The organism is Pseudomonas persica (assembly GCF_900291015.1).
Classification (GTDB): Bacteria; Pseudomonadota; Gammaproteobacteria; order Pseudomonadales; family Pseudomonadaceae; genus Aquipseudomonas.
Window position 1 is genome coordinate 20,109 of the sequence record NZ_OLKL01000051.1, and the last position, 21,734, is coordinate 41,842.

Consider the following 21,734-nt stretch of genomic DNA (forward strand, 5'->3'; position numbering starts at 1 on the left):
GGCCACAGGCTACCGGGCATTCAGCCATGCATCGCACCGGCCTGCTCGAATTCGCTCGATCGCCTCGGCTACCGACCGTAGCGCTCCTCGGCCCACGCCAGGCAAGCCTGCAAAAGGCGCTGCAGTACCTGTCGGGTAGGCTGTGCCAAGTCCTCACGGAAGGTGAACGGTGCGGTTTCATCCATGTAGGTGCTCTGTGCCAGCTCAAGCTGCACCGCATGGATGTGGTTGGCCGGATCGCCGTAATACCGGGTGATATGCCCGCCCTTGAAGCGGCCATTGAGCACATGGCTGTAGTCCTGGGCTTGGGCACAGACGCTTTGCAGCCGCTCGGCCAGCACCGGATCGCAACTGGCGCCGTTGAAGGTGCCCAGGTTGAAGTCCGGCAGCTTGCCGTCGAACAGGTGCGGGATCACCGAACGAATAGAATGCGCATCCCACAGCAAGGCGTAGCCGAATTGTTCACGCAACCGGTCCAGCTCGTTGCGGATGGTGTTGTGGTAAGGGCGCCAGATCTGCTCCAGGTACTGCTTGCGTTCCTCGCCAGATGGTTCCAGCCCCTCCTTGAACAGTGGCTCACCTTCGAACAGCGTGGCTGGATACAGACCGGTGGTGGCGCCGGCATACAACGGTTTGTCGTCATCCGGACGGTTCAGGTCGATGACAAAGCGCGAATACTCCGCGGCTACCACACTGGCGCCCAGCTCCTGGGCGAAATCGTACAGCCGCGGAATATGCCAGTCGGTATCCGGCAGACTGCGCGCCGGCTCGACCAGGCCTTCGCGCACGGCATCGCTCAGGCGCAGGCCGGCATGCGGCATGCTGATCAGCAGCGGCAGGCGGCCCTGGTGAAAACTCAATACCTTGTCCATCGTGCCTCGCTCAGTTGGAGATTTCGTGGCCCATGCGCACCACGCGCTTGGGCAGGTCGCCACCCAGCCAGTAGGCCAGGTCGGCCGGGCGTTCGATCTGCCAGGCGACGAAGTCGGCTACCTTGCCCGCTTCCAGCGAACCGTGGCTGTCGCCCAGGCCCAACGCCGTGGCGGCGTGCACGGTGACGCCGGCCAAGGCTTCTTCCGGGGTCATGCGGAAGCAGGTGCAGCCCATGTTCAGCATCAGCCGCAGCGACAACCCTGGCGAAGTGCCAGGGTTGAGGTCGCTGGCCAGGGCAATCTTCACCCCGTGGCGGCGCAATGCGTCCATCGGCGGCAATTGGGTTTCGCGCAGGAAGTAGAACGCGCCCGGCAGCAGCACGGCGACCGTGCCGGCTTTTGCCATGGCAATGGCGTCGTCCTCGGTCATGAACTCCAGGTGGTCGGCCGACAGCGCCTGGTAGCGCGCCGCCAGGCTGGAACCGTGCAGCGACGACAACTGTTCGGCGTGCAGCTTGACCGGCAGGCCCAGCTCGCGCGCCTTGATGAACAGCCGCTCGACCTGGGCCGGGGAGAACGCCAGGTGTTCGCAGAAGGCATCCACTGCGTCCACCAGGCCTTCGGCGGCCAGGGCCGGCAGCATTTCGTCGCAAATGTGCGCGATGTAGTCGTCAGCCCGGCCGGCGTACTCCGGCGGCAAGGCGTGGGCGGCCAGGCAGGTTGCACGCACCGCCAACGGCAATTCGGCGGCCAGGCGCCGGGCCACGCGCAGCATCTTGCGCTCGTTGGCCAGGTCCAGGCCATAGCCGGACTTGACCTCGATGGTGGTCACGCCATCGCGCATCAGCGCCTGGACCCGCTGGCGAGCACTGGCGAACAGCTCGTCCTCGCTGACCGCGCGGGTGGCCCGCACGGTGCTGGCGATGCCACCACCCTGTGCGGCAATTTCGGCATAGCTCACGCCCTGCAGGCGTTGCTCGAACTCGCCGCTGCGGTTGCCGCCGAACACCGCGTGGGTGTGGCAGTCGATCAGCCCCGGGGTGACCCAGGCGCCGCCCAGGTCAACCGTACGCTCAGTGTCGACTTGCGCCAGCTCGACGCGTGGGCCGATCCACTCGATCAGCCCGGCGCTGGTGACGATGGCCGCGTCCTCGATGGCCGAGTAACGGCCCTCGGCCATGGTTGCCACATGGCAGTGCTGCCAGACGGTTCTCATACATTAACTCCTGTACTAGCGGTGCAGCTCGAGCGGTTGCGCTGCCGGCTTGCCCTGCCCTGCGCGCGGCTTGCACCACAGCAGGTAGGACGCCACCAGGAACACCACCCAGACCACCCCGACGAGCAATGCCGCCTGGGTATCCGGGAAATAACCGAGCACGCCAAAGATGAACACCATGAATGCGATGGCCATGGCCGGGCCGTAAGGCCAGAACGGTACCGGGAATTGCAACTGGGCCACCTGTTCACCGCTCATGCTGCGGCGCATGGCCACCTGGGTGAGCAGGATCATCAGCCACACCCACACGGTAGCGAAGGTGGCGATCGATGCGATCAGCAGGAACACGTTCTCCGGGATCAGGTAGTTGAGCAGCACGCCGATCAGCAGTGCAGCCCCCATCACTACCACGGTCATCCATGGCACGCCGTGCTTCGACAGCTTGCTGAAGCCGCGCGGGGCATGGCCTTGCTGAGCGAGGCCATACATCATGCGGCCGGCGCCGAAGATGTCGCTGTTGATGGCCGAGATCGCGGCGGAAATCACCACGATGTTCAGCACCGCGGCGGCGGAACCGATGCCCAGGTTGCTGAAGATCTGCACGAACGGGCTGCCCTGGTTGCCGATTTGCGGCCATGGGAACAGGCACATCAGCACGAACAGGGTGAGCACGTAGAACAGCAGGATGCGCAGCGGCACGGCGTTGATCGCCTTGGGGATGACCCGCTGCGGGTCCTTGGCCTCACCGGCGGTGACGCCGATGATCTCGATGCCGCCGAAAGCGAACATCACCACGGCAAAGGAGGCGATCAGGCCAGCCACGCCATTGGGCATGAAGCCACCGTGGTCGAACAGGTTGCTGACACCCACGGCCTGCCCGGTGCCTACCTGGCTGAAGCCGAAGGCCATGATGCCGAGGCCGGCCAGGATCATCGCCACGATGGCGCCGACCTTGAGCAGCGACAGCCAGAATTCCATTTCGCCAAAGACCTTGACGTTGCACAGGTTGAGGCCGCCGATCAGGAAGACGATGCCCAGCACCCAGATCCAGCGTGCCACTTCCGGGAACCAGAAGCCCATGTAGATACCGAAGGCGGTGACGTCGGCGATGGCGACAATGACCATTTCGAAGGCGTAGGTCCAGCCGAGGATGAACCCGGCCATCGGGCCGAGATAAGTGCTGGCGTAGTGGCCGAACGAGCCGGCAACCGGGTTGTGCACGGCCATTTCACCGAGCGCGCGCATGACCATGAACACCGCGGCGCCGCCGATCAGGTAGGCCAGCAGCACGGCCGGGCCGGCCATCTGGATGGCCGAGGCGGAGCCGTAGAACAGGCCGGTGCCAATGGCGGAACCAAGGGCCATGAAACGGATGTGGCGGGCCGACAGGCCGCGCTTGAGACCTTGAGCTTGTTGCATGTCACGTCCTTAAATTGTTTTTGTGGTCGTGAGATCGAGGGGGCTCTTGCAGCCCAATCGCCGGCAAGCCAGCTCCCATAGAGATGGTGTGTCGCATCTCCATCTGTGGGAGCCGGCTTGCCGGCGATGGGCCGCACAGCGGCCCCAGGGGGTATTACAGGCTTGGCAGCACACCCGCCGGCAGCAGGCCGGTCAGGCTACCCTTGGCCAACAGTTCCACGGCCTTTTCGATGTCGGGCGCGAAGAAACGGTCACGGTCGTAGTGCGGCACTTCGCAGCGCAGCGCCTGGCGCGCCTGCTCCAGCTTGGCCGAAGTCTTCAGGCCTTTGCGCAGGTCCAGGCCCTGGCAGGCACCCAGCCATTCAATGGCCAGCACGCCACGGGTGTTTTCGGCCATTTCCCACAGGCGCTTGCCGGCAGCCGGGGCCATCGACACATGGTCTTCCTGGTTGGCCGAGGTCGGCAGGCTGTCGACGCTGTGCGGGTGCGACAGGGCCTTGTTCTCGCTGGCCAGGGCAGCAGCGGTGACCTGGGCGATCATGAAGCCGGAGTTGACCCCGCCGTTTTCCACCAGGAACGGCGGCAGCTGGGACATGTGCTTGTCCATCATCAGCGAGATACGGCGCTCGCTGAGCGAACCGATTTCGGCAATGGCCAGGGCGATGTTGTCGGCGGCCATGGCCACCGGCTCGGCATGGAAGTTGCCGCCGGAAATCACGTCACCTTCGGCCGCGAACACCAGCGGGTTGTCCGACACGGCGTTGGCTTCGATGCCCAGTACCTCGGCGGCCTGGCGCAGCTGGGTCAGGCAGGCGCCCATGACCTGAGGCTGGCAGCGCAGCGAGTACGGGTCCTGGACCTTGTCGCAGTTCTTGTGCGACAGCGACACTTCGCTGGAGTCGCCCAGCAGGTCACGGAAGCAGGCAGCAGTGTCGATCTGGCCACGCTGGCCACGCACTTCGTGGATGCGCGCATCGAACGGCGAGCGCGAGCCCAGTGCGGCTTCGACGCTCAGCCCGCCGCAGGCGATGGCGGCGGCGTACAGGTCTTCGCCGTGGAACAGGCCACGCAGGGCATAAGCGGTGGACGCCTGGGTGCCGTTGAGCAGGGCCAGGCCCTCCTTGGCGGCCAGGGTCAGCGGCTCGAGGCCGGCCACAGCCAGGGCTTCGGTGGCTGGCAGCCACTGGCCCTTGTAGCGGGCCTTGCCTTCACCCAGCAGCACCAGCGACATGTGCGCCAGCGGGGCGAGGTCACCGGAAGCGCCCACCGACCCCTTCAGCGGGATGTGCGGGTAGACTTCGGCGTTGACCAGGGCGATCAGCGCATCGATGACTTTGCGACGGATGCCGGAGAAGCCACGGCTGAGGCTGTTGATTTTCAGCACCATGATCAGTCGCACCAGGTCGTCATCCAGCGGCGCGCCGACACCGGCGGCGTGGGACAGCACCAGCGAGCGCTGCAGGTTTTCCAGGTCGTGGCTGGCAATGCGGGTCGAGGCCAGCAGGCCGAAACCGGTGTTGATGCCGTAGGCGGTACGGTCTTCGGCAATGATCTGCTCGACGCAGGCCACGCTGGCGTCGATGGCCGGTGCGGCGCTGGCGTCCAGTTGCAGGCGCACAGGCGCAGCATGGATGGCGCGCAGCTGGGCCAGGGTCAGGGTGCCGGGCTTGAGGGTCAATTCGGTCACTTCACTACTCCAATCGCGTGGAGCCGCAGGCCCGTTTGTGGATGCCTGCGTGCCCCTTCTTGTTGTTCAGTATCACCCTTGTGGGGTGCGATCCAAAGCGTGGCGATCAGCCAGTGATCATCGGCAGGTCCAGGCCCTGCTCCTTGGCGCAGTCGATGGCGATGTCGTAACCGGCATCGGCATGACGCATTACACCGGTCCCTGGGTCGTTGGTCAGCACGCGGGCGATACGCTCGGCGGCTTCATCGGTACCGTCACAGACGATGACCATGCCCGAGTGCTGGGAGAAGCCCATGCCCACGCCACCACCGTGGTGCAGCGAAACCCAGGTAGCACCGCCAGCGGTGTTCAGCAGGGCGTTGAGCAGCGGCCAGTCGGAGACGGCGTCGGAACCGTCGCGCATGGCTTCGGTTTCACGGTTGGGGCTGGAAACCGAACCGGAGTCCAGGTGGTCACGGCCGATCACGATCGGTGCCGACAGCTCGCCGCTGCGTACCATTTCGTTGAACGCCAGGCCCAGCTTGGCGCGCAGGCCCAGGCCAACCCAGCAGATACGTGCCGGCAGGCCCTGGAAGCTGATGCGCTCACGGGCCATGTCCAGCCAGCGGTGCAGGTGGGCGTCGTCGGGGATCAGTTCCTTGACCTTGGCGTCGGTCTTGTAGATGTCTTCGGCATCACCGGACAGCGCCGCCCAGCGGAACGGGCCAATGCCACGGCAGAACAGCGGGCGGATGTAGGCCGGCACGAAGCCCGGGAAGTCGAAGGCATTGGCTACGCCTTCTTCCTTGGCCATCTGGCGGATGTTGTTGCCGTAGTCGAAGGTCGGGACACCCTGCTTCTGGAAATCGAGCATGGCTTGCACATGCACGGCCATCGATTGCTTGGCGGCCTTGACCACTGCCGCCGGTTCGGTCTGCGCGCGGTCGCGGTACTGTTCCCAGGTCCAGCCGGCAGGCAGGTAGCCGTTCAGTGGGTCGTGGGCGCTGGTCTGGTCGGTGACCATGTCCGGGCGCACGCCACGCTTGACCAGCTCTGGCAGGATTTCGGCAGCGTTGCCGTGCAGGGCAATGGAGATGGCCTTGCCTTCGGCGGTGTACTTGGCGATGCGTGCCAGGGCGTCGTCGAGGTCAGTGGCCTGCTCGTCGACGTAGCGGGTTTCCAGGCGGAAGTCGATGCGGCTCTGCTGGCATTCGATGTTCAGCGAGCAGGCACCGGCCAGGGTCGCGGCCAGTGGCTGGGCGCCGCCCATGCCGCCCAGACCGGCGGTGAGTACCCACTTGCCTTTCAGGCTGCCGCCGTAATGCTGGCGACCGGCTTCGACGAAGGTTTCGTAGGTGCCCTGGACGATCCCCTGGCTACCGATGTAGATCCAGCTGCCGGCGGTCATCTGGCCGTACATGGCCAAGCCCTTGGCGTCCAGTTCGTTGAAGTGTTCCCAGTTGGCCCAGTGCGGCACCAGATTGGAGTTGGCGATCAGCACGCGCGGGGCGTTGCTGTGGGTCTTGAACACGCCGACCGGCTTGCCCGACTGCACCAGCAGGGTTTCGTCGTCTTCCAGGCGGGTCAGGGTCTCGACGATCTTGTCGTAGCAGGCCCAGTTGCGCGCGGCGCGGCCGATACCGCCGTACACCACCAGTTCCTTCGGGTTTTCCGCGACCTGTGGATCGAGGTTGTTCATCAGCATGCGCAGTGGCGCTTCGGTCAGCCAGCTTTTGGCAGTCAGCTTGTTGCCACGTGGGGCACGGATTTCAACGTCACGGTATTTGTTGTTGTCGGTCACGGGAAAGGTCCTCTACGGTCGTCCGCGGGCGGGTATGTCGTGGTCAATATACAAACACATCTTTACTTGTATGTACAAGCATGGACAACCAAAATAATCGGACCTTTCCGCTGAATGGCAAAAAGAAATGGGGCCGCTACGCGACCTTTCGCGACACAAGGCCGCTCCCACAGGTACTGCGCCGGCCTGAGCCTTTCGCTGTACTTGTGGGAGCGGCCTTGTGTCGCGAAAGGGCTGCGCAGCAGCCCCCGGCTATCTCAACGTGAAACGAGTTCGATCAGGCAGAACCGCCCTTGAACATCCAGCCCCAGCAACTGGTCATTGCCCTCCAGCCGCAGGCAGTCATAAAGCCCCAGCCGCTGCGGCTCACGCCCGGCAATGCCAACCTCGACCTGATTGCTGGCCGCAAACAGCAACACCGTCGACGCCGAGCTGTACAAGCGGCTGGTGCCATCGAACCACTGCAACCGCGCCCGGTAGCGCTTCGGTGCATAGATCAGGTTGAAATCGCGGATCGCCCCGCCCAGCAGCTTGCAGCTGACCTGGCTCTCGCCGCTGAAGGCAAAGGCATCGAACGGCAGCAACGGCCGGCTGGCCTGGCCGTCGACCAGCAGGCGCATGCCGTCGCCCTGCAGCACGGTGATGACCCGCTGGTAGCCGGCGAAGGTGGAAAAGCCGCCAGACTCCTCGATATCGGCAATCGACAAGCGCCAGCCAAAGCCGTCCAGGCCCTCGCCACTGTCACGGGTAATCTCTTCGGTGAAACCGCCACCGTTCTTCCACGGCATGCGCGGGTAGTTCTGCGCACGCAACAACTGCAACTGACTCATTTACTGAAACGTCCTTCCAGGCGATGACGGGAACCGGGGTGGATCAGCCGCGCGGCAGTCACCGGCTGGCGGCCGGACCAGGTGCGACGGCGGATCAGCAGGCAAGGCTCGCCCCGCTCGATCTGCAACAGGCGGCATTCTTCCGGCTCGGCCAGGATTGCCTCGACCACGTGTTCACCCTCGGTCAGCGGCGCCACCTGCGACAGGTAGGCATAAGGCGTCTGCCGGGTGAAGTCCTGCTTGAGGTAGTCAGGGGCAATCGCCGCATTGACGTAGCGGTCCTCGATCTGCACCGGTACGCCGTTCTCGAAATGCACGATCAGCGAGTGGAACACCCGCTGGCCTTCGCGCATGTCCAGGGCCAGGGCCCGCTCGGAACCGGCCGTTTCCTCGGTGAGGGTAATCACCTGGCAGCTATGCTGATGGCCACGCGCGGCAATTTCGTCGGCAATGTTGTTGACCTCGAACAGCGCCGAACGCCCCTTGGGCTCGGCCACGAAGGTACCGACCCCTTGCATGCGCACCAGCAGGCCTTCGGCGGTGAGTTCGCGCAGGGCGCGGTTGATGGTCATGCGGCTGAAGCCCAGCTCGCTGACCAGTTCGCTCTCCGAGGGTACCCGGTGATGCGGTGGCCAGCTGCCGTTGTCGATCTGCTGGATGATCATCTGTTTGACCCTGGCGTACAGCGGCGCCGGGCCCTCGCCCATCTGGGCAACCAGCGCGGAGACAGGAGGTGTCGGCACGGCGTTGGATCCTTGTGCGAATGGAATGAGCGGTAGCTTGCCGCAGTTTACCCGGCAGGCAAACGCCTGTATATGTATATACAAGTTAACAATAACAGGATTTTCACCGATGTCCGCCTACTTCGCTGAACGCGCCCTGCTGCCCTCCGGCTGGGCCAGCCATGTCCGCATCGAGGTCACCCGCGATGGCCAAGTGGCCCGCATCGAGCCGGGTGCTTCGGCCGAGGGCGCCGAGCGACTGGCCGGGCCGCTGCTGCCCGGCATGCCCAACCTGCACTCGCATGCCTTCCAGCGCGCCATGGCAGGGCTGGCGGAAGTCGCTGGCAACCCCAACGACAGTTTCTGGACCTGGCGTGACCTGATGTACCGCCTGGTTGGCCAGATCAGCCCGGAACAGCTGCAGGTTATCGCCCGCCAGCTGTACATCGAGATGCTCAAGGCCGGCTACACCTCAGTGGCCGAATTCCACTACGTGCACCACGACCAGGCCGGCAAGGCCTATGCCGACCCGGCCGAACTGTCCCGCCGCATCAGTGCAGCCGCAACCGACAGCGGCATTGGCCTGACCTTGCTGCCGGTGCTGTACAGCCATGCAGGCTTCGGCGGCCAAGCGCCGAATGACGGGCAACGGCGCTTCATCAACGCCACCGAACAGTACCTGCAACTGCAAGCGCAACTGGCCCCGCTGTTGGCTGCGCAACCCGCACAGCAACTGGGTTTGTGCTTCCATTCGCTGCGGGCGGTGACGCCCGGGCAGATCGCCGAGGTGCTGGCAGCCAGCGACAAGCAATGCCCGGTGCATATCCATATCGCCGAGCAGCAGAAGGAAGTTGACGACTGCCTGGCCTGGAGCGGCCTGCGCCCGTTGCAGTGGCTGTACGAGCATGTGGACGTGGACCCACGCTGGTGCCTGGTGCATGCCACCCATGCCGAGCCGGATGAAGTCACCGCCATGGCCCGCAGCGGCGCAGTAGCCGGGCTGTGCCTGAGCACCGAGGCCAACCTGGGCGACGGGATTTTCCCGGCAGTGGACTACCTGGCACAGGGTGGGCGCATGGGCATTGGCTCGGACAGCCATGTGTCGCTGAGCGTGGTGGAGGAACTGCGCTGGCTGGAATATGGCCAGCGGCTGCGCGACCAGCGGCGTAACCGCCTGTATCGCGGCGACCAGCCGATGGTCGGGCGTACGCTGTATGACGCTGCACTGGCGGGTGGCGCGCAGGCACTGGGGCAGGCGATCGGGGAGCTGGCCGTGGGCAAGCGCGCCGACTGGCTGGTGCTTGATGGGCAGGACCCTTACATCGCCATGGCGGACGGGGATGCCATTCTCAACCGCTGGCTGTTTGCCGGGGGTGATCGCCAGGTGCGGGATGTGATGGTGAATGGGCAGTGGGTGGTGCGCCAGGGGCGGCATGCGCAGGAAGAGCAAAGCGCGCTGGCGTTTGCCGAGGTACTGCGGCAGCTTTTGGGCTGATCTACCGGCAGTTCTATCGCATTCGCGGGTGAACCCGCTCCCACAGGTGAGGCGCTGAACTCAGATGCGGTGCAGTACCTGTGGGAGCGGGTTTACCCGCAAACACCGGCGAAGCCGGTGCCATACATCGCGGTTGCGGGTAGGCCCACACCCACAACTACTCTGAACCTCAGTGCCTCTTGACGATCTGCTGGTCCGACGCGCGCCAGATCAGCCGATTGGTGTCATACCCCTGCTGCCGCGCCTTGGACATCAGGTTCTCGCGCTCCCAGGCCGGTAGCGTCGGCGTACGCGACAGGATCCACAAGTGCTTGCGATCCGGGCTGCCGACCACCGCCGTGCGGTAACGATCATCCACATACAGAATCCAGTACTCGCCCCTGGCCACCCCTGGCACCAGCTTGGTGAACCAGTTGTCGAACTCTACCCACAACTTGTCGGTGTGCCCCGGCTCCTGGATGTTCGCATGCCCTTCGGCACGAAGCCATTCGTCACCCATGGTGCGGCAGCGGTTGAGCACGCCGAAGCTGCCATCGAGCCTGAGGTTGTAGTGCGCTTCGGACTGTTCGCAGCCGGTCTGGTAACGCATCGGCAGGCGCGCCAGCTCGTACCACTTGCCCTGGTAGCGCTTGAGGTCGATGTTGCCGGCGGTTTTCGGCGCCAGCGGATCGTGCACAGAGCCGGCACAACCGCCCAGCAGCAATGCCAGGCATACCCCCATCAGCAGATATAGCCGCCTCATTTGAGACCCTGCCCTGAATACATCAGTACCTTGTCAGCCGCGTACTGCACGCTGATGAAGCTCTTCTCGTCCCCCCAGGTGCAGCTGCTCATGCCCAGCGCGCCAGAGCACTCGGTTGGCGTGCCAAGCAACTGCTCGACCTCGGCCTTGTTCATACCGGCCTTGATCCTGGAATAGTTTTCCTGATTGATCTTGCTGCAGGCAGTCAGGACGACGCACAGCGACAACAGGGCGAGGGAACGCAACGACATGAAGGACACTCCTGAAGAGGGGATACAGGCGAGTGGCCTGTAGTGACCTTCGACGGAAAAAACCCTCCCAGGTTCCCTGCCCCACCCCCTTTGCCGCTACACCATTGGTCGGATGGCCATTACTGTGCGACTAATCACAAAGAAGTATCTCCCCCAAACAAAAAGGCCGCCCCCGGTAGGAGCGGCCTTGCGTCGCGACGGCCTGCACAGCAGGGGCCGAAGCCTCAGAACCTGGACCCGGGCTCCAGCAGAAAATCCATCTCTTCGCTGGTGCTCGGCCGCTCCAGCACCAGGTTGCGGTGCGGGAAGCGCCCGAACCGGGCAATCACCCGCTGGTGCTGCTCGGCATAGTCGAGGAAGCCCTCGAACAGCCGGCGGTTGACTTCAGGCTGCTCATCCAGCAGCACCTGGTAGCGTTCGACGCACAGGTTCTGCCAGTCCAGCACTTCGGCATGCTCCAGCACCAGCAGCACAAACACCCGCTGGATCGGCAGCAACTGGTAATCCCAGTTCTTCTGCAAACCCTGCATCGCCACCACCTGGGCACGCCGGTCGCCCTCGAAGGCGCGCGGCGTGTCACGGTAGATCATGCGCGGCAGCTGGTCCAGCAAGATCAGCAGGCCCAGCCAGCCCTGCGGGCTTTGCTGCCACTCGTCGAGCCCACCCGCCAGGGCTTGCTCGACCAAATCGCCAAACAGCGCATGGGCTTCGGCGTCGTGATGCTTGCCGAACCACAGCGTGCTCTTCTCGTCAGCCACGGCCTGGGGACTGGTGCCCCAACCGAACCACCACTCCAGCAACGGCTGCCAAGGTGCGAGCATGACTTACTCCTTGTGGTAGGCGGTGACGCGCTCGACCTCTTCCTTCGAGCCGAGGATTACCGACACACGCTGGTGCAGGCTTTCTGGCTTGATGTCGAGGATGCGATCGTAACCGTTGGTCGAGGCGCCGCCGGCCTGTTCGATGATGAACGACATCGGGTTGGCTTCGTACATCAGGCGCAGCTTGCCCGGCTTGCTCGGCTCGCGGGCATCACGTGGGTACATGAACAGGCCGCCACGGGTCAGGATGCGGTGCACGTCGGCCACCATCGAGGCGATCCAGCGCATGTTGTAGTTCTTCTTCAGCGGGCCGGTCTCGCCTGCCAGCAGCTCGCCCACGTAGCGCTGGACCGGGGCTTCCCAGTGGCGCTGGTTGGACATGTTGATGGCGAACTCGGCGGTGCTTTCCGGTACGCGGATGTTTTCGTGGGTGAGGACGAAGCTGCCCAGTTCGCGGTCCAGGGTGAAGCCCTTGACGCCGTTACCCAGGGTCAGGATCAGCATGGTCTGCGGGCCGTAGATGGCATAACCGGCGGCGACCTGCTGGGTGCCTGGCTGCAGGAAGGCATTTTCGTTCAGGGTTTCGTTCTGGCTCAGGTACTCGTTAGGGCAACGCAGTACCGAGAAGATGGTGCCGACCGAAACGTTGACGTCGATGTTGGACGAACCGTCCAGTGGGTCGAAGACCAGCAGGTAGGCGCCTTTCGGGTACTTGCCCGGGATCTGGTAGGCGTTGTCCATTTCTTCGGAAGCCATGCCGGCCAGGTGGCCGCCCCACTCGTTGGCTTCCAGCAGGATATCGTTGGAGATCACGTCCAGCTTCTTCTGGACTTCGCCCTGCACGTTTTCAGTGCCCATGCTGCCCAGTACACCACCGAGGGCGCCTTTGGACACGTGATGGCTGATTTCCTTGCACGCACGCGCCACCACTTCGATCAGGAAGCGCAGATCGGCAGGGGTATTGTTGCTGCGGGTCTGCTCAATCAGATAGCGACTCAGGGTAACGCGGGACATGTATAGCTCCGAAAGGATTGTGGGGATGAAAACCCCCGCAGTTTACAGGGAGAGTTGCGGGCTAGCGAGTGATGAGACTCGCCACGGCTCTCAGACGGCACAATAGGTCGGTAGTTCAGCGCTTTCCAGGCCGGTGGTCGGGGTGATGGCCATTCGCGGGTGAACCCGCTCCCACAGGATCTCCACTGGCCTCAAGAGCTGCGGGATCCCTGTGGGAGCGGGTTTACCCGCGAAGAGGCCGGAACAGGCTTGCATCAATCCAAAGCCTTCCAGATCTCGCTGGCATACTCGCGAATGGTCCGGTCCGACGAGAACCAACCCATCCGTGCGGTGTTCAGCACCGCCATGCGCCACCACTGCTGCGGTGTGTGCCACAACTCCTCGACCCGTCGCTGGGCATCCCAGTAGGTATCGAAGTCGGCACACACCAGGAAGCGGTCATGGGCCACCAGCCCGTCGATCAGCGCGCTGTAGCGCGACGGGTCGTCCGACGAGAACACCCCGCTGCGGATGGCCTGCAGCACGTCGTTCAGGCGGCTGGACGCCGCAATCGCCGCACTGGCGCCGAAGTCCCCGGCACGCCCCCGCGCCTCCACCTGCTGCGCGGTAAGGCCGAAGATGAACATGTTGTCGGCGCCCACCTGCTCGGACATCTCCACATTGGCGCCATCCAGAGTGCCGATGGTCAGCGCACCGTTCAGGCCGAACTTCATGTTGCTGGTACCGGAGGCTTCGTAACCGGCGGTGGAAATCTGCTCGGAAAGGTCCGCCGCCGGGATGATGCTTTCGGCCAGGCTGACGTTGTAGTTGGGCAGGAACACCACCTTCAGCAGGCCGCGCACGGTCGGGTCGTTGTTCACCACCCGGGCAATGTCGTTGGCCAGCTTGATGATCAGCTTGGCCTGGTGATAGCTGGCCGCGGCCTTGCCGGCAAAAATCTTCACCCGCGGCACCCAGTCGGTACCAGGGTCGTTGCGCATGGCCTGGTACAGCGCCACGGTATGCAGCAGGTTGAGCAACTGGCGCTTGTACTCGTGGATGCGCTTGACCTGCACATCGAACAACGCCTCGGGGTTCACCGTGACGCCCAGACGGTCCTGGATGATGCTGGCCAGGGCACGCTTGCTGTGCAGGCGCTGGGCAGCGAACTGCTTGCGGAAGCTGCTCTTGTCGGCGAACGGCACCAGGCTGGCCAGGCGCCCTTCGGGGTCATCCAGCAGCTCCGGGCCCAGCGCCTCGACCAGCATCGCGGTCAGCTGCGGGTTGGACTGGTACAACCAGCGACGGAAGGTAATGCCGTTGGTTTTATTGTTGATCCGTTGCGGGTAGAGCTTGTGCAGCTCGGCAAACACCGTGCTTTTCATCAGTTTGCTGTGCAGCGCCGACACCCCGTTGACACTGTGCGAGCCAAGGAACGCCAGGTTGCCCATGCGCACCCGGCGGCCGTTGTCTTCTTCGATCAGCGACACGGCCCGCAGCACATCGAAGTCGTGCAGGCCTTTCGCCCGCAGCGCGTCGATGTGGTAGGCGTTGATCAGGTAGATGATCTGCATGTGCCGCGGCAGCATGCGCTCCATCAACGCCACCGGCCAGGTTTCCAGGGCTTCGGGCAGCAAGGTGTGGTTGGTGTAGGCCAAGGTGCCGACGGTCAGCCGCCAGGCGGTATCCCAGGGGATTTCATGCTGGTCGACCAGCAGGCGCATCAGCTCGGCCACGGCGATCGACGGGTGGGTGTCGTTGAGCTGAATGGCCGCCGCGTCCGGCAGGTTGAGCAGGTTGTCATGCATGTTCAGGTGGCGACGCAGCAGGTCCTGCAGTGAGGCCGAGACGAAGAAGTATTCCTGGCGCAGGCGCAGTTCCTGGCCAGCCTCGGTGCTGTCGGCCGGGTACAGCACCCGCGAAATGCTTTCGGCCCGCGCCACCTCGGCTACCGCGCCCAGGTGGTCGCCAGCGTTGAAGCGCTCCAGATGCAGCTCTTCCAGCGCCCGCGCACGCCACAGGCGCAGGGTGTTGACGCTGGCGCCGCGCCAACCGACCACCGGGGTGTCGTAGGCCACCGCCCGCACGGTCTCGCCCGGCCACCACACCTGGCGCGGCTGGCCGTGGGTGTCGTGCACCGTTTCGACGCTGCCGCCAAAGCTGATCGGGTAGATCACCTCGGCACGCTCGAACTCCCAGGGGTTGCCGAAGTCCAGCCAGTTCTCGGTCTGCTCCTGCTGCCAGCCATCGACCATGGCCTGGCGGAACAGCCCGTGCTCGTAGCGGATGCCATAGCCGTGGGCGGCGATGCCCAGGGTCGACATGCTCTCCATGAAGCACGCCGCCAGGCGGCCCAGGCCACCGTTGCCCAGCGCGGCATCGGGCTCGAGCAGGCGGATGCGCTCCAGGTCCACGTTCAGCCCTTCCAGCGCGTCACGGGCAATACCCAGCAGGCCCAGGTTGCTCAGGCTGTCGTACAGCAAGCGCCCGATGAGGAATTCGAGGGAAAGGTAATAGACCCGCTTCTGGCTACGGCGATAAGCCTGACGGGTGTGGTCCATCCAGTGGTCGACCATGTGATCGCGCGCGGCCAGGGCAATGGCTTCGAACCAGTCGTGGTCGAAGGCGTGCTCCGGGTCCTTGCCAACCGCGTAGGTCAGCTTGTCCAGCACAGCGGCGCGAAATTCGGCCACCTCGGCGTCACGAGCTTTGGGTTCCTGGGACATGCGGCATCCTCGAGCAAGTTGACGAAAACGGAGGGAGACTGTTGAGCCTAGCCCCTTCGACAAGGAGTGACAGTTACCGTTCGCAGTTTTCATGCCGACTCTGCGATTCCGGCAAAAGGTTGTTCATAAATTGAACAATTCCGGTATGATCGCGCGCCCCAAGACCGTGATACACCCCCATAACGATGAAAACGACCCTGATCGCCGCGGCCGAAGTCGACCGCCTGGAGACCTGGCAGCGCTACACCAGCAACATGTGCCATGGCTGCCATTCGACCTGCTGCACCCTGCCGGTGGAGGTGAAGATCAAGGATCTGATCCGTATCGGCGTGGTCGACGAGTTCGAGAAAGACGAACCGCCGAAGAACGTGGCCAAGCGCCTGCAGAAAGAAGGCATCATCGAGCGCTTCAACCAGAAGTCGGGAATCTTCACCCTGACCCGGATGAGCAACGATGACTGCATGTACCTGGATCGCAAGAGCCGGCTGTGCACCATTTATGACAAGCGCCCGGATACCTGCCGCAACCACCCCAAGGTCGGGCCGCGGCCGGGGTATTGTGCGTACAAGCCCAAGGTGGTCGGGCGCTGATCGCTAGCCTGTTCCGGCCTCTTCGCGGGTAAACCCGCTCCCACAGGGACCGCGCAGGCCCTGAATCTTGTAAAGCCCTGTGGGAGCGGGTTTACCCGCGAATTAGGCCAACACAAATCCTGCAGGCAAACAAAAACGCCCCCGGCCTTTCGACCGGGGGCGTTTTCATTCAGCCTGAGCTAACTCAGTTCTTGGCTTTCTTGGCAGCGCGGGTACGCTCGCCTTCGTCCAGGATCTTCTTGCGCAGACGGATCGACTTCGGCGTCACTTCGCACAGCTCGTCGTCCTGGATGAATTCCAGAGCCTGTTCCAGGGTGTGGCGAACTGGCGGTACCAGGGCGATGACTTCGTCTTTGCCCGAAGCACGCATGTTGTCCAGCTTCTTGCCCTTGGTCGGGTTCACGCCCAAGTCGTTGTCACGGCTGTTCAGGCCGATGATCTGACCGTTGTAGATCTCCTGGCCGTGCTCGACGAACAGCTTGCCGCGAGCCTGCAGGGTTTCCAGCGAGTAGGTCAGCGCCTTGCCGGTCTCGACCGAAACCAGTACGCCGTTCAGACGGCCGGACATCTGGCCCGACTTCATGGTGTCGTAGCGATCGAAGATCGAGGTCAGGATGCCGGCACCGTTGGTCAGGGTCAGGAACTGGTTACGGAAACCGATCAGACCACGGGCTGGAATGTTGTATTCCAGGCGAACACGGCCCTTGCCATCCGGCACCATGTTGGTCAGGTCGCCCTTACGCAGGCCCATCTCTTCCATGACCTTGCCCTGGGATTCTTCAGGGATGTCGATGGTAACGTTCTCGAACGGTTCCTGCTTGACGCCGTCGACTTCGCGGATGATCACTTCAGGACGGCCCACAGCCATCTCGAAGCCTTCACGACGCATGGTTTCGATCAGTACCGACAGGTGCAGCTCACCACGGCCCGATACCTTGAACTTGTCAGGGGAATCGGTTTCCTGAACGCGCAGGGCTACGTTGTACAGCAGCTCTTTGTCCAGACGGTCCTTGATGTTACGGCTGGTGACGAACTTGCCTTCTTTACCGCAGAACGGCGAGTCGTTGACCTGGAAGGTCATCGAAACGGTTGGCTCGTCAACGGTCAGCGGCTTCATCGCTTCTACCGCATCCGGGGCGCACAGGGTGTCGGAAATGAACAGCTCGTCGAAACCGCTGATGCAGACGATATCGCCAGCCTGGGCTTCTTCCACGTCAACGCGGTGCAGGCCGTGGTGACCCATCAGCTTCAGGATACGGCCGTTACGCTTCTTGCCGTTGGTGTCGATGGCGACAACCGGAGTGTTCGGCTTGACGCGGCCACGGGCGATACGGCCAACGCCGATAACGCCGAGGAAGCTGTTGTAGTCCAGTGCAGAGATCTGCATCTGGAACGGACCGTCACGGTCAACAGACGGTGCTGGTACGTTGTCGACGATCGACTGGTACAGTGCGGTCATGTCTTCGCCCATGGCGGTGTGGTCCAGACCGGCAATGCCGTTCAGGGCCGAAGCGTAGACGACTTTGAAGTCCAGCTGTTCGTCGGTGGCGCCGAGGTTGTCGAACAGGTCGAAGATCTGGTCCAGAACCCAGTCAGGACGTGCGCCCGGACGGTCAACCTTGTTGATCACGACGATCGGCTTCAGGCCGGCTTCGAAGGCCTTCTTGGTCACGAAGCGGGTTTGCGGCATCGGGCCGTCCTGGGCGTCGACCAGCAGCAGCACGGAGTCGACCATCGACATTACACGCTCAACCTCGCCACCGAAGTCGGCGTGGCCGGGGGTGTCGACGATGTTGATGTGGTAGCCGTTCCAGTTGATGGCGGTGTTTTTCGCCAGAATGGTAATACCGCGCTCTTTTTCCTGGTCGTTGGAGTCCATGACTCGCTCGTCGTTGAGCTCGTTACGCTCCAGGGTGCCGGACTGGCGCAGGAGTTTGTCGACCAGGGTGGTTTTACCATGGTCAACGTGGGCGATGATGGCGATGTTACGCAGATTTTCGATCACAACTGTATCTCGATCAGAGGATTCGGTTGCCGCCAGTGTAGGCGGCGAATATGTACGGCTTGAGGCTCAGCGGGCCCGATGGTCGGGAGGGCGATGGCGGATGCTGCCGCCATACAGCCCTGGCGTCTTATGTCGGACGATAAACACGCACATTGGCATGTCCCTCACTGAGCAGGTGGTGTGCGTGCAGACGGCTCATCACACCTTTGTCGCAATACAGCAAGTACTGGCGGTTGGCATCCAGCTGCTTGAACTTGCTGTTGATGGCATAGAACGGCATGGCCTGGACTTCGATACCGTCGAGCACCAGAGGTTCGTCTTCCTGGGCATCGGGGTGGCGAATGTCGATGACGATCTGGCCGGGCAGCGCCTCGGTGACTTCCTCGATCTCGATGTCCTTGCCCAGCTCGTCGATCACATGGTCGATGGAGATCAGCCTGGCGCGTTCCAGGGCGCGCTCCAGCACGGCCATGTCGAACTGCTTCTCTTCATGCTCCATGCGGTGGCGCTTGGCATGGGTGGTCGGGTTTACCGAGATCACGCCGCAATATTCCGGCATGTGCTTGGCGAAGTCGGCGGTGCCGATCGCGTAGGCCTGGTCGATGATGTCCTGCTTGTGGCTGGCCAGCAGCGGACGCAGCACCAGCTTGTCGGTGGCCGAGTCGATGATCGACAGATTTGGCAGGGTCTGGCTGGACACCTGGGAAATCGCCTCGCCGGTGACCAGCGCGTCGATCTCCAGGCGGTCGGCCATGTGCGCGGCACCCCGCAGCATCATGCGTTTGAGGGTCACGCCCATGTAGCTGTTGTCGACCTTGTTGAGGATCTCGCCGACCACTTCTTCGAACGGCACGCTGATGAACAGCACGCGCTGGCTGCTGCCGAACTTCTTCCACAGGTAGTGGGCCACTTCCATCACGCCCAGCTCGTGGGCACGGCCGCCGAGATTGAAGAAGCAGAAGTGGGTCATCAGGCCACGGCGCATCATCTGGTAGGCCGCCACGGTGGAGTCGAAGCCACCGGACATCAGCACCAGGGTCTGCTCCAGAGCGCCCAGCGGGTAGCCGCCGATGCCCTGGTGCTGGTTGTGGATCACGTACAGCCGCTGGTCACGGATTTCGATGCGCACCAGCACTTCCGGGTTCTTCAGCTCGATGCCGGCGGCGCCGCACTGCTGGCGCAGCTGGCTGCCGACGTAACGGTCGACGTCCATCGAGGTGAAGTCGTGATGGCCGCCGCGCTTGCAGCGCACGGCGAAGCGCTTGCCGGCCAGCAGGTGGCCGAAGTGCTGCTTGCACTTGGCGACGATGTCGTCGAAGTCGCCGAGCGGGTATTCCTCTACCTGCAGAAAGTGGGTGATACCCGGGGTGCAGGTGAGGCGCTCGATCATCTCGCGCTGGACTTTTTCGTCTTCGACGCGGGTGACCACTTCGAGATTGTCCCAGACACCATCGACCACGAGCTCAGGGTCGAGGTCCTTGAGCACGTTGCGGATGTTCTTGCCGAGCTGGCGGATGAAGCGCTTGCGCACCGGCCGGCTCTTGATGGTGATTTCTGGGAAGACTTTGACGATAAGTTTCATTGGTTAACAGCGCGCGCAGGGCCTGCCGAAAATGAGGGGCGCAAATTATAGCGGAAATTGCTCAGGATTTGACCAACTTTTGATCAGAAGCTTTCAGATAAATGCAGGAGGCGGGTTTTGCCTTGCCTGTTCCAGCTCTTTCGCGGGTGAACCCGCTCCCACAGGGACCCCAGACATTTCCAAGGTTGTGCTATCCCCTGTGGGAGCGGGCTTGCCCGCGAAGAGGCCCTCAAAGAAAGCACACAACTCAAGCCATGCACACTATTGGTGCATTGCTACCAAAATTCGCATCTTAAGGGTGCACTTTTCCCCATCAACCCAGCACCAGATGCCCGCAAACGCCCCCTTTTATCCCCCGCTCGCCATTTTCGGGCACTGGCATGCAATTTGCTCCCTTGTGAGGCAGGTAAGCTTGGCCGACTATCCGCGCCCGGCAACACCCTTTTTCCAGGGCCGCGGCCCACCGCGCTCTAGACCATCCGGAGGACAACATGTCGAAGTCGGTTCAACTCATCAAAGATCATGACGTCAAGTGGATTGATCTGCGTTTCACGGACACCAAAGGCATTCAGCACCACGTGACCATGCCGTCGCGTGATGCGCTTGAAGACGACTTCTTCGAAGTCGGCAAGATGTTCGACGGCTCCTCCATCGCTGGCTGGAAAGGCATCGAAGCGTCCGACATGATCCTGATGCCGGTCGACGAAACTGCCGTACTGGACCCGTTCACCGAAGAGCCGACCCTGATCATCACCTGCGACATCGTCGACCCGTCGAGCATGCAGGGCTACGATCGCGATCCACGCGCCATCGCCAAGCGCGCCGAAGAGTACCTGAAGAGCACCGGCATCGGTGACACCGTATTCGCCGGCCCGGAGCCTGAGTTCTTCATCTTCGACGAAGTGAAGTTCCAGTCGGACATCTCCGGCTCGATGTTCAAGATCTTCTCCGAGCAAGGCTCGTGGATGACCGGCGCTGACGTGGAAGGCGGCAACAAAGGCCACCGTCCAGGCGTGAAAGGCGGCTACTTCCCGGTTCCGCCGTTCGACCACGACCACGAAATCCGTACTGCCATGTGCAACGCACTGGAAGAAATGGGCCAGACCGTTGAAGTTCACCACCACGAAGTGGCGACTGCCGGCCAGAACGAAATCGGCGTCAAGTTCAACACCCTGGTGAAGAAGGCTGACGAAGTACAGGCGCTGAAATACGTCGTGCACAACGTTGCCGACGCTTACGGCCGTACCGCCACCTTCATGCCGAAGCCACTGTACGGCGACAACGGCTCGGGCATGCACGTGCACATGTCGATCTGGAAAGACGGCAAGAACACCTTCTCGGGCGAAGGCTATGCCGGCCTGTCCGACACCGCCCTGTACTTCATCGGCGGTATCATCAAGCATGGTAAGGCCCTGAACGGCTTCACCAACCCGTCGACCAACTCCTACAAGCGTCTGGTCCCAGGCTTCGAAGCCCCGGTCATGCTGGCCTACTCGGCCCGCAACCGTTCCGCCTCGATCCGCATTCCTTACGTCGGCAGCCCGAAAGCCCGCCGTATCGAAGCACGTTTCCCGGACCCATCGGCCAACCCGTACCTGGCCTTCGCAGCCTTGCTGATGGCCGGCCTGGACGGTATCCAGAACAAGATCCACCCAGGCGATGCTGCCGACAAGAACCTGTACGACCTGCCGCCTGAAGAGGCCAAGGACATCCCGCAGGTTTGCGGCAGCCTGAAGGAAGCGCTGGAAGAGCTGGACAAAGGCCGTGCGTTCCTGACCAAGGGCGGCGTGTTCTCCGACGACTTCATCGATGCCTTCATCGAGCTGAAGAGCGAAGAAGAAATCAAGGTCCGCACCTTCGTTCACCCGCTGGAATACGAGCTGTACTACAGCTGCTGATCTGAGCGGCGCCTCGCGCCGATGACATGATCAGGACGGCCTCCCTCGGGAGGCCGTTTTCGTTTCTGCGCCACACAGAAGCCACAGAAACGCCGCTCGTCACGC

17 protein-coding genes are annotated in these 21,734 nt (G+C 63.0%); 3 read left to right on the forward strand and 14 right to left on the reverse strand.

From position 1 onward, the window contains the following. Positions 1-68: 68 nt before the first annotated feature. The 7 genes from hutG to hutC all read right to left on the reverse strand — a co-directional run bounded on the left by hutG (position 69) and on the right by hutC (position 8,511). Positions 69-872, reverse strand: a complete 804-nt coding sequence (hutG, locus tag FQ664_RS23965) for an N-formylglutamate deformylase (RefSeq protein ID WP_144175386.1) — start codon at positions 870-872, stop codon at positions 69-71. 10 nt (positions 873-882) lie between these two features. Further along, positions 883-2,088: an imidazolonepropionase gene (gene hutI / locus FQ664_RS23970; protein WP_144175388.1), complete on the reverse strand. Its 1,206-nt coding sequence runs from the start codon at positions 2,086-2,088 to the stop codon at positions 883-885. 15 nt (positions 2,089-2,103) lie between these two features. Beyond that, complete coding sequence (locus tag FQ664_RS23975; protein WP_144175390.1) at positions 2,104-3,507, reverse strand: amino acid permease; 1,404 nt, start codon at positions 3,505-3,507, stop codon at positions 2,104-2,106. Positions 3,508-3,661: 154 nt separating this feature from the next. Next, positions 3,662-5,194 (reverse strand): histidine ammonia-lyase, encoded by a 1,533-nt coding sequence (hutH, locus tag FQ664_RS23980; RefSeq protein ID WP_144175392.1) that lies wholly within the window; start codon positions 5,192-5,194, stop codon positions 3,662-3,664. 106 nt (positions 5,195-5,300) lie between these two features. Continuing rightward, positions 5,301-6,974, reverse strand: a complete 1,674-nt coding sequence (hutU, locus tag FQ664_RS23985; protein ID WP_015272106.1) for a urocanate hydratase — start codon at positions 6,972-6,974, stop codon at positions 5,301-5,303. A gap of 257 nt (positions 6,975-7,231) precedes the next feature. Next, on the reverse strand, positions 7,232-7,804 hold the full coding sequence (locus FQ664_RS23990) for a HutD/Ves family protein (RefSeq protein WP_144175393.1): 573 nt from the start codon (positions 7,802-7,804) through the stop codon (positions 7,232-7,234). Beyond that, on the reverse strand, positions 7,801-8,511 hold the full coding sequence (gene hutC, locus FQ664_RS23995) for a histidine utilization repressor (RefSeq protein ID WP_013974563.1): 711 nt from the start codon (positions 8,509-8,511) through the stop codon (positions 7,801-7,803). Before hutC ends, FQ664_RS23990 begins: the two co-directional genes overlap by 4 nt. A gap of 145 nt (positions 8,512-8,656) precedes the next feature. Between hutC and FQ664_RS24000 the strand changes: the two genes are divergently transcribed. Further along, entirely contained in the window at positions 8,657-10,021 is a 1,365-nt protein-coding gene (locus FQ664_RS24000) for a formimidoylglutamate deiminase (protein ID WP_144175394.1), read from the forward strand. Between the two features lie 169 nt (positions 10,022-10,190). Here FQ664_RS24000 and FQ664_RS24005 read toward each other — a convergent pair whose 3' ends face one another. From FQ664_RS24005 to FQ664_RS24025, 5 genes are all read right to left on the reverse strand, one after another. Then, a complete protein-coding gene (locus FQ664_RS24005) occupies positions 10,191-10,763 on the reverse strand; it encodes a lipocalin family protein (protein WP_144175395.1) in 573 nt (190 codons plus the stop codon). Beyond that, entirely contained in the window at positions 10,760-11,014 is a 255-nt protein-coding gene (bamE, locus tag FQ664_RS24010; protein ID WP_043200628.1) for an outer membrane protein assembly factor BamE domain-containing protein, read from the reverse strand. Before bamE ends, FQ664_RS24005 begins: the two co-directional genes overlap by 4 nt. A 224-nt stretch (positions 11,015-11,238) precedes the next feature. After that, positions 11,239-11,835, reverse strand: coding sequence for a DUF924 family protein (locus FQ664_RS24015; protein ID WP_144175397.1), 597 nt, complete (start codon positions 11,833-11,835; stop codon positions 11,239-11,241). 3 nt (positions 11,836-11,838) lie between these two features. Continuing rightward, a complete protein-coding gene (locus FQ664_RS24020) occupies positions 11,839-12,849 on the reverse strand; it encodes a class 1 fructose-bisphosphatase (RefSeq protein WP_016712457.1) in 1,011 nt (336 codons plus the stop codon). A 254-nt stretch (positions 12,850-13,103) separates the two neighbouring features. Next, on the reverse strand, positions 13,104-15,554 hold the full coding sequence (locus FQ664_RS24025; RefSeq protein ID WP_144175398.1) for a glycogen/starch/alpha-glucan phosphorylase: 2,451 nt from the start codon (positions 15,552-15,554) through the stop codon (positions 13,104-13,106). A gap of 185 nt (positions 15,555-15,739) precedes the next feature. Here FQ664_RS24025 and FQ664_RS24030 point away from each other — a divergent pair, with 185 nt between their 5' ends. Beyond that, a complete protein-coding gene (locus FQ664_RS24030; protein WP_003249225.1) occupies positions 15,740-16,144 on the forward strand; it encodes a YkgJ family cysteine cluster protein in 405 nt (134 codons plus the stop codon). Positions 16,145-16,328: 184 nt separating this feature from the next. On the opposite strand, the gene typA is transcribed toward FQ664_RS24030, so the two are convergent. Further along, positions 16,329-18,149, reverse strand: a complete 1,821-nt coding sequence (gene typA, locus FQ664_RS24035; protein WP_009681218.1) for a translational GTPase TypA — start codon at positions 18,147-18,149, stop codon at positions 16,329-16,331. Between the two features lie 127 nt (positions 18,150-18,276). After that, a complete protein-coding gene (gene thiI / locus FQ664_RS24040; RefSeq protein ID WP_144175400.1) occupies positions 18,277-19,731 on the reverse strand; it encodes a tRNA uracil 4-sulfurtransferase ThiI in 1,455 nt (484 codons plus the stop codon). Between the two features lie 491 nt (positions 19,732-20,222). Here thiI and glnA point away from each other — a divergent pair, with 491 nt between their 5' ends. Continuing rightward, positions 20,223-21,629: a type I glutamate--ammonia ligase gene (glnA, locus tag FQ664_RS24045; protein WP_025340936.1), complete on the forward strand. Its 1,407-nt coding sequence runs from the start codon at positions 20,223-20,225 to the stop codon at positions 21,627-21,629. Positions 21,630-21,734: the final 105 nt, after the last annotated feature.

What these genes read in the sequence shown, in the direction of transcription:
- FQ664_RS24000 (WP_144175394.1), top strand. Translation starts at nt 8,657, where the DNA reads ATGTCCGCCTACTTCGCTGAACGCGCCCTGCTGCCCTCCGGCTGGGCC.
- FQ664_RS23975 (WP_144175390.1), bottom strand. Translation starts at nt 3,507, where the DNA reads ATGCAACAAGCTCAAGGTCTCAAGCGCGGCCTGTCGGCCCGCCACATC.
- glnA (WP_025340936.1), top strand. Translation starts at nt 20,223, where the DNA reads ATGTCGAAGTCGGTTCAACTCATCAAAGATCATGACGTCAAGTGGATT.
- FQ664_RS24020 (WP_016712457.1), bottom strand. Translation starts at nt 12,849, where the DNA reads ATGTCCCGCGTTACCCTGAGTCGCTATCTGATTGAGCAGACCCGCAGC.
- thiI (WP_144175400.1), bottom strand. Translation starts at nt 19,731, where the DNA reads ATGAAACTTATCGTCAAAGTCTTCCCAGAAATCACCATCAAGAGCCGG.
- FQ664_RS24005 (WP_144175395.1), bottom strand. Translation starts at nt 10,763, where the DNA reads ATGAGGCGGCTATATCTGCTGATGGGGGTATGCCTGGCATTGCTGCTG.
- hutG (WP_144175386.1), bottom strand. Translation starts at nt 872, where the DNA reads ATGGACAAGGTATTGAGTTTTCACCAGGGCCGCCTGCCGCTGCTGATC.
- FQ664_RS24030 (WP_003249225.1), top strand. Translation starts at nt 15,740, where the DNA reads ATGAAAACGACCCTGATCGCCGCGGCCGAAGTCGACCGCCTGGAGACC.
- FQ664_RS24015 (WP_144175397.1), bottom strand. Translation starts at nt 11,835, where the DNA reads ATGCTCGCACCTTGGCAGCCGTTGCTGGAGTGGTGGTTCGGTTGGGGC.
- hutI (WP_144175388.1), bottom strand. Translation starts at nt 2,088, where the DNA reads ATGAGAACCGTCTGGCAGCACTGCCATGTGGCAACCATGGCCGAGGGC.
- FQ664_RS23990 (WP_144175393.1), bottom strand. Translation starts at nt 7,804, where the DNA reads ATGAGTCAGTTGCAGTTGTTGCGTGCGCAGAACTACCCGCGCATGCCG.
- FQ664_RS24025 (WP_144175398.1), bottom strand. Translation starts at nt 15,554, where the DNA reads ATGTCCCAGGAACCCAAAGCTCGTGACGCCGAGGTGGCCGAATTTCGC.
- bamE (WP_043200628.1), bottom strand. Translation starts at nt 11,014, where the DNA reads ATGTCGTTGCGTTCCCTCGCCCTGTTGTCGCTGTGCGTCGTCCTGACT.
- hutC (WP_013974563.1), bottom strand. Translation starts at nt 8,511, where the DNA reads ATGGGCGAGGGCCCGGCGCCGCTGTACGCCAGGGTCAAACAGATGATC.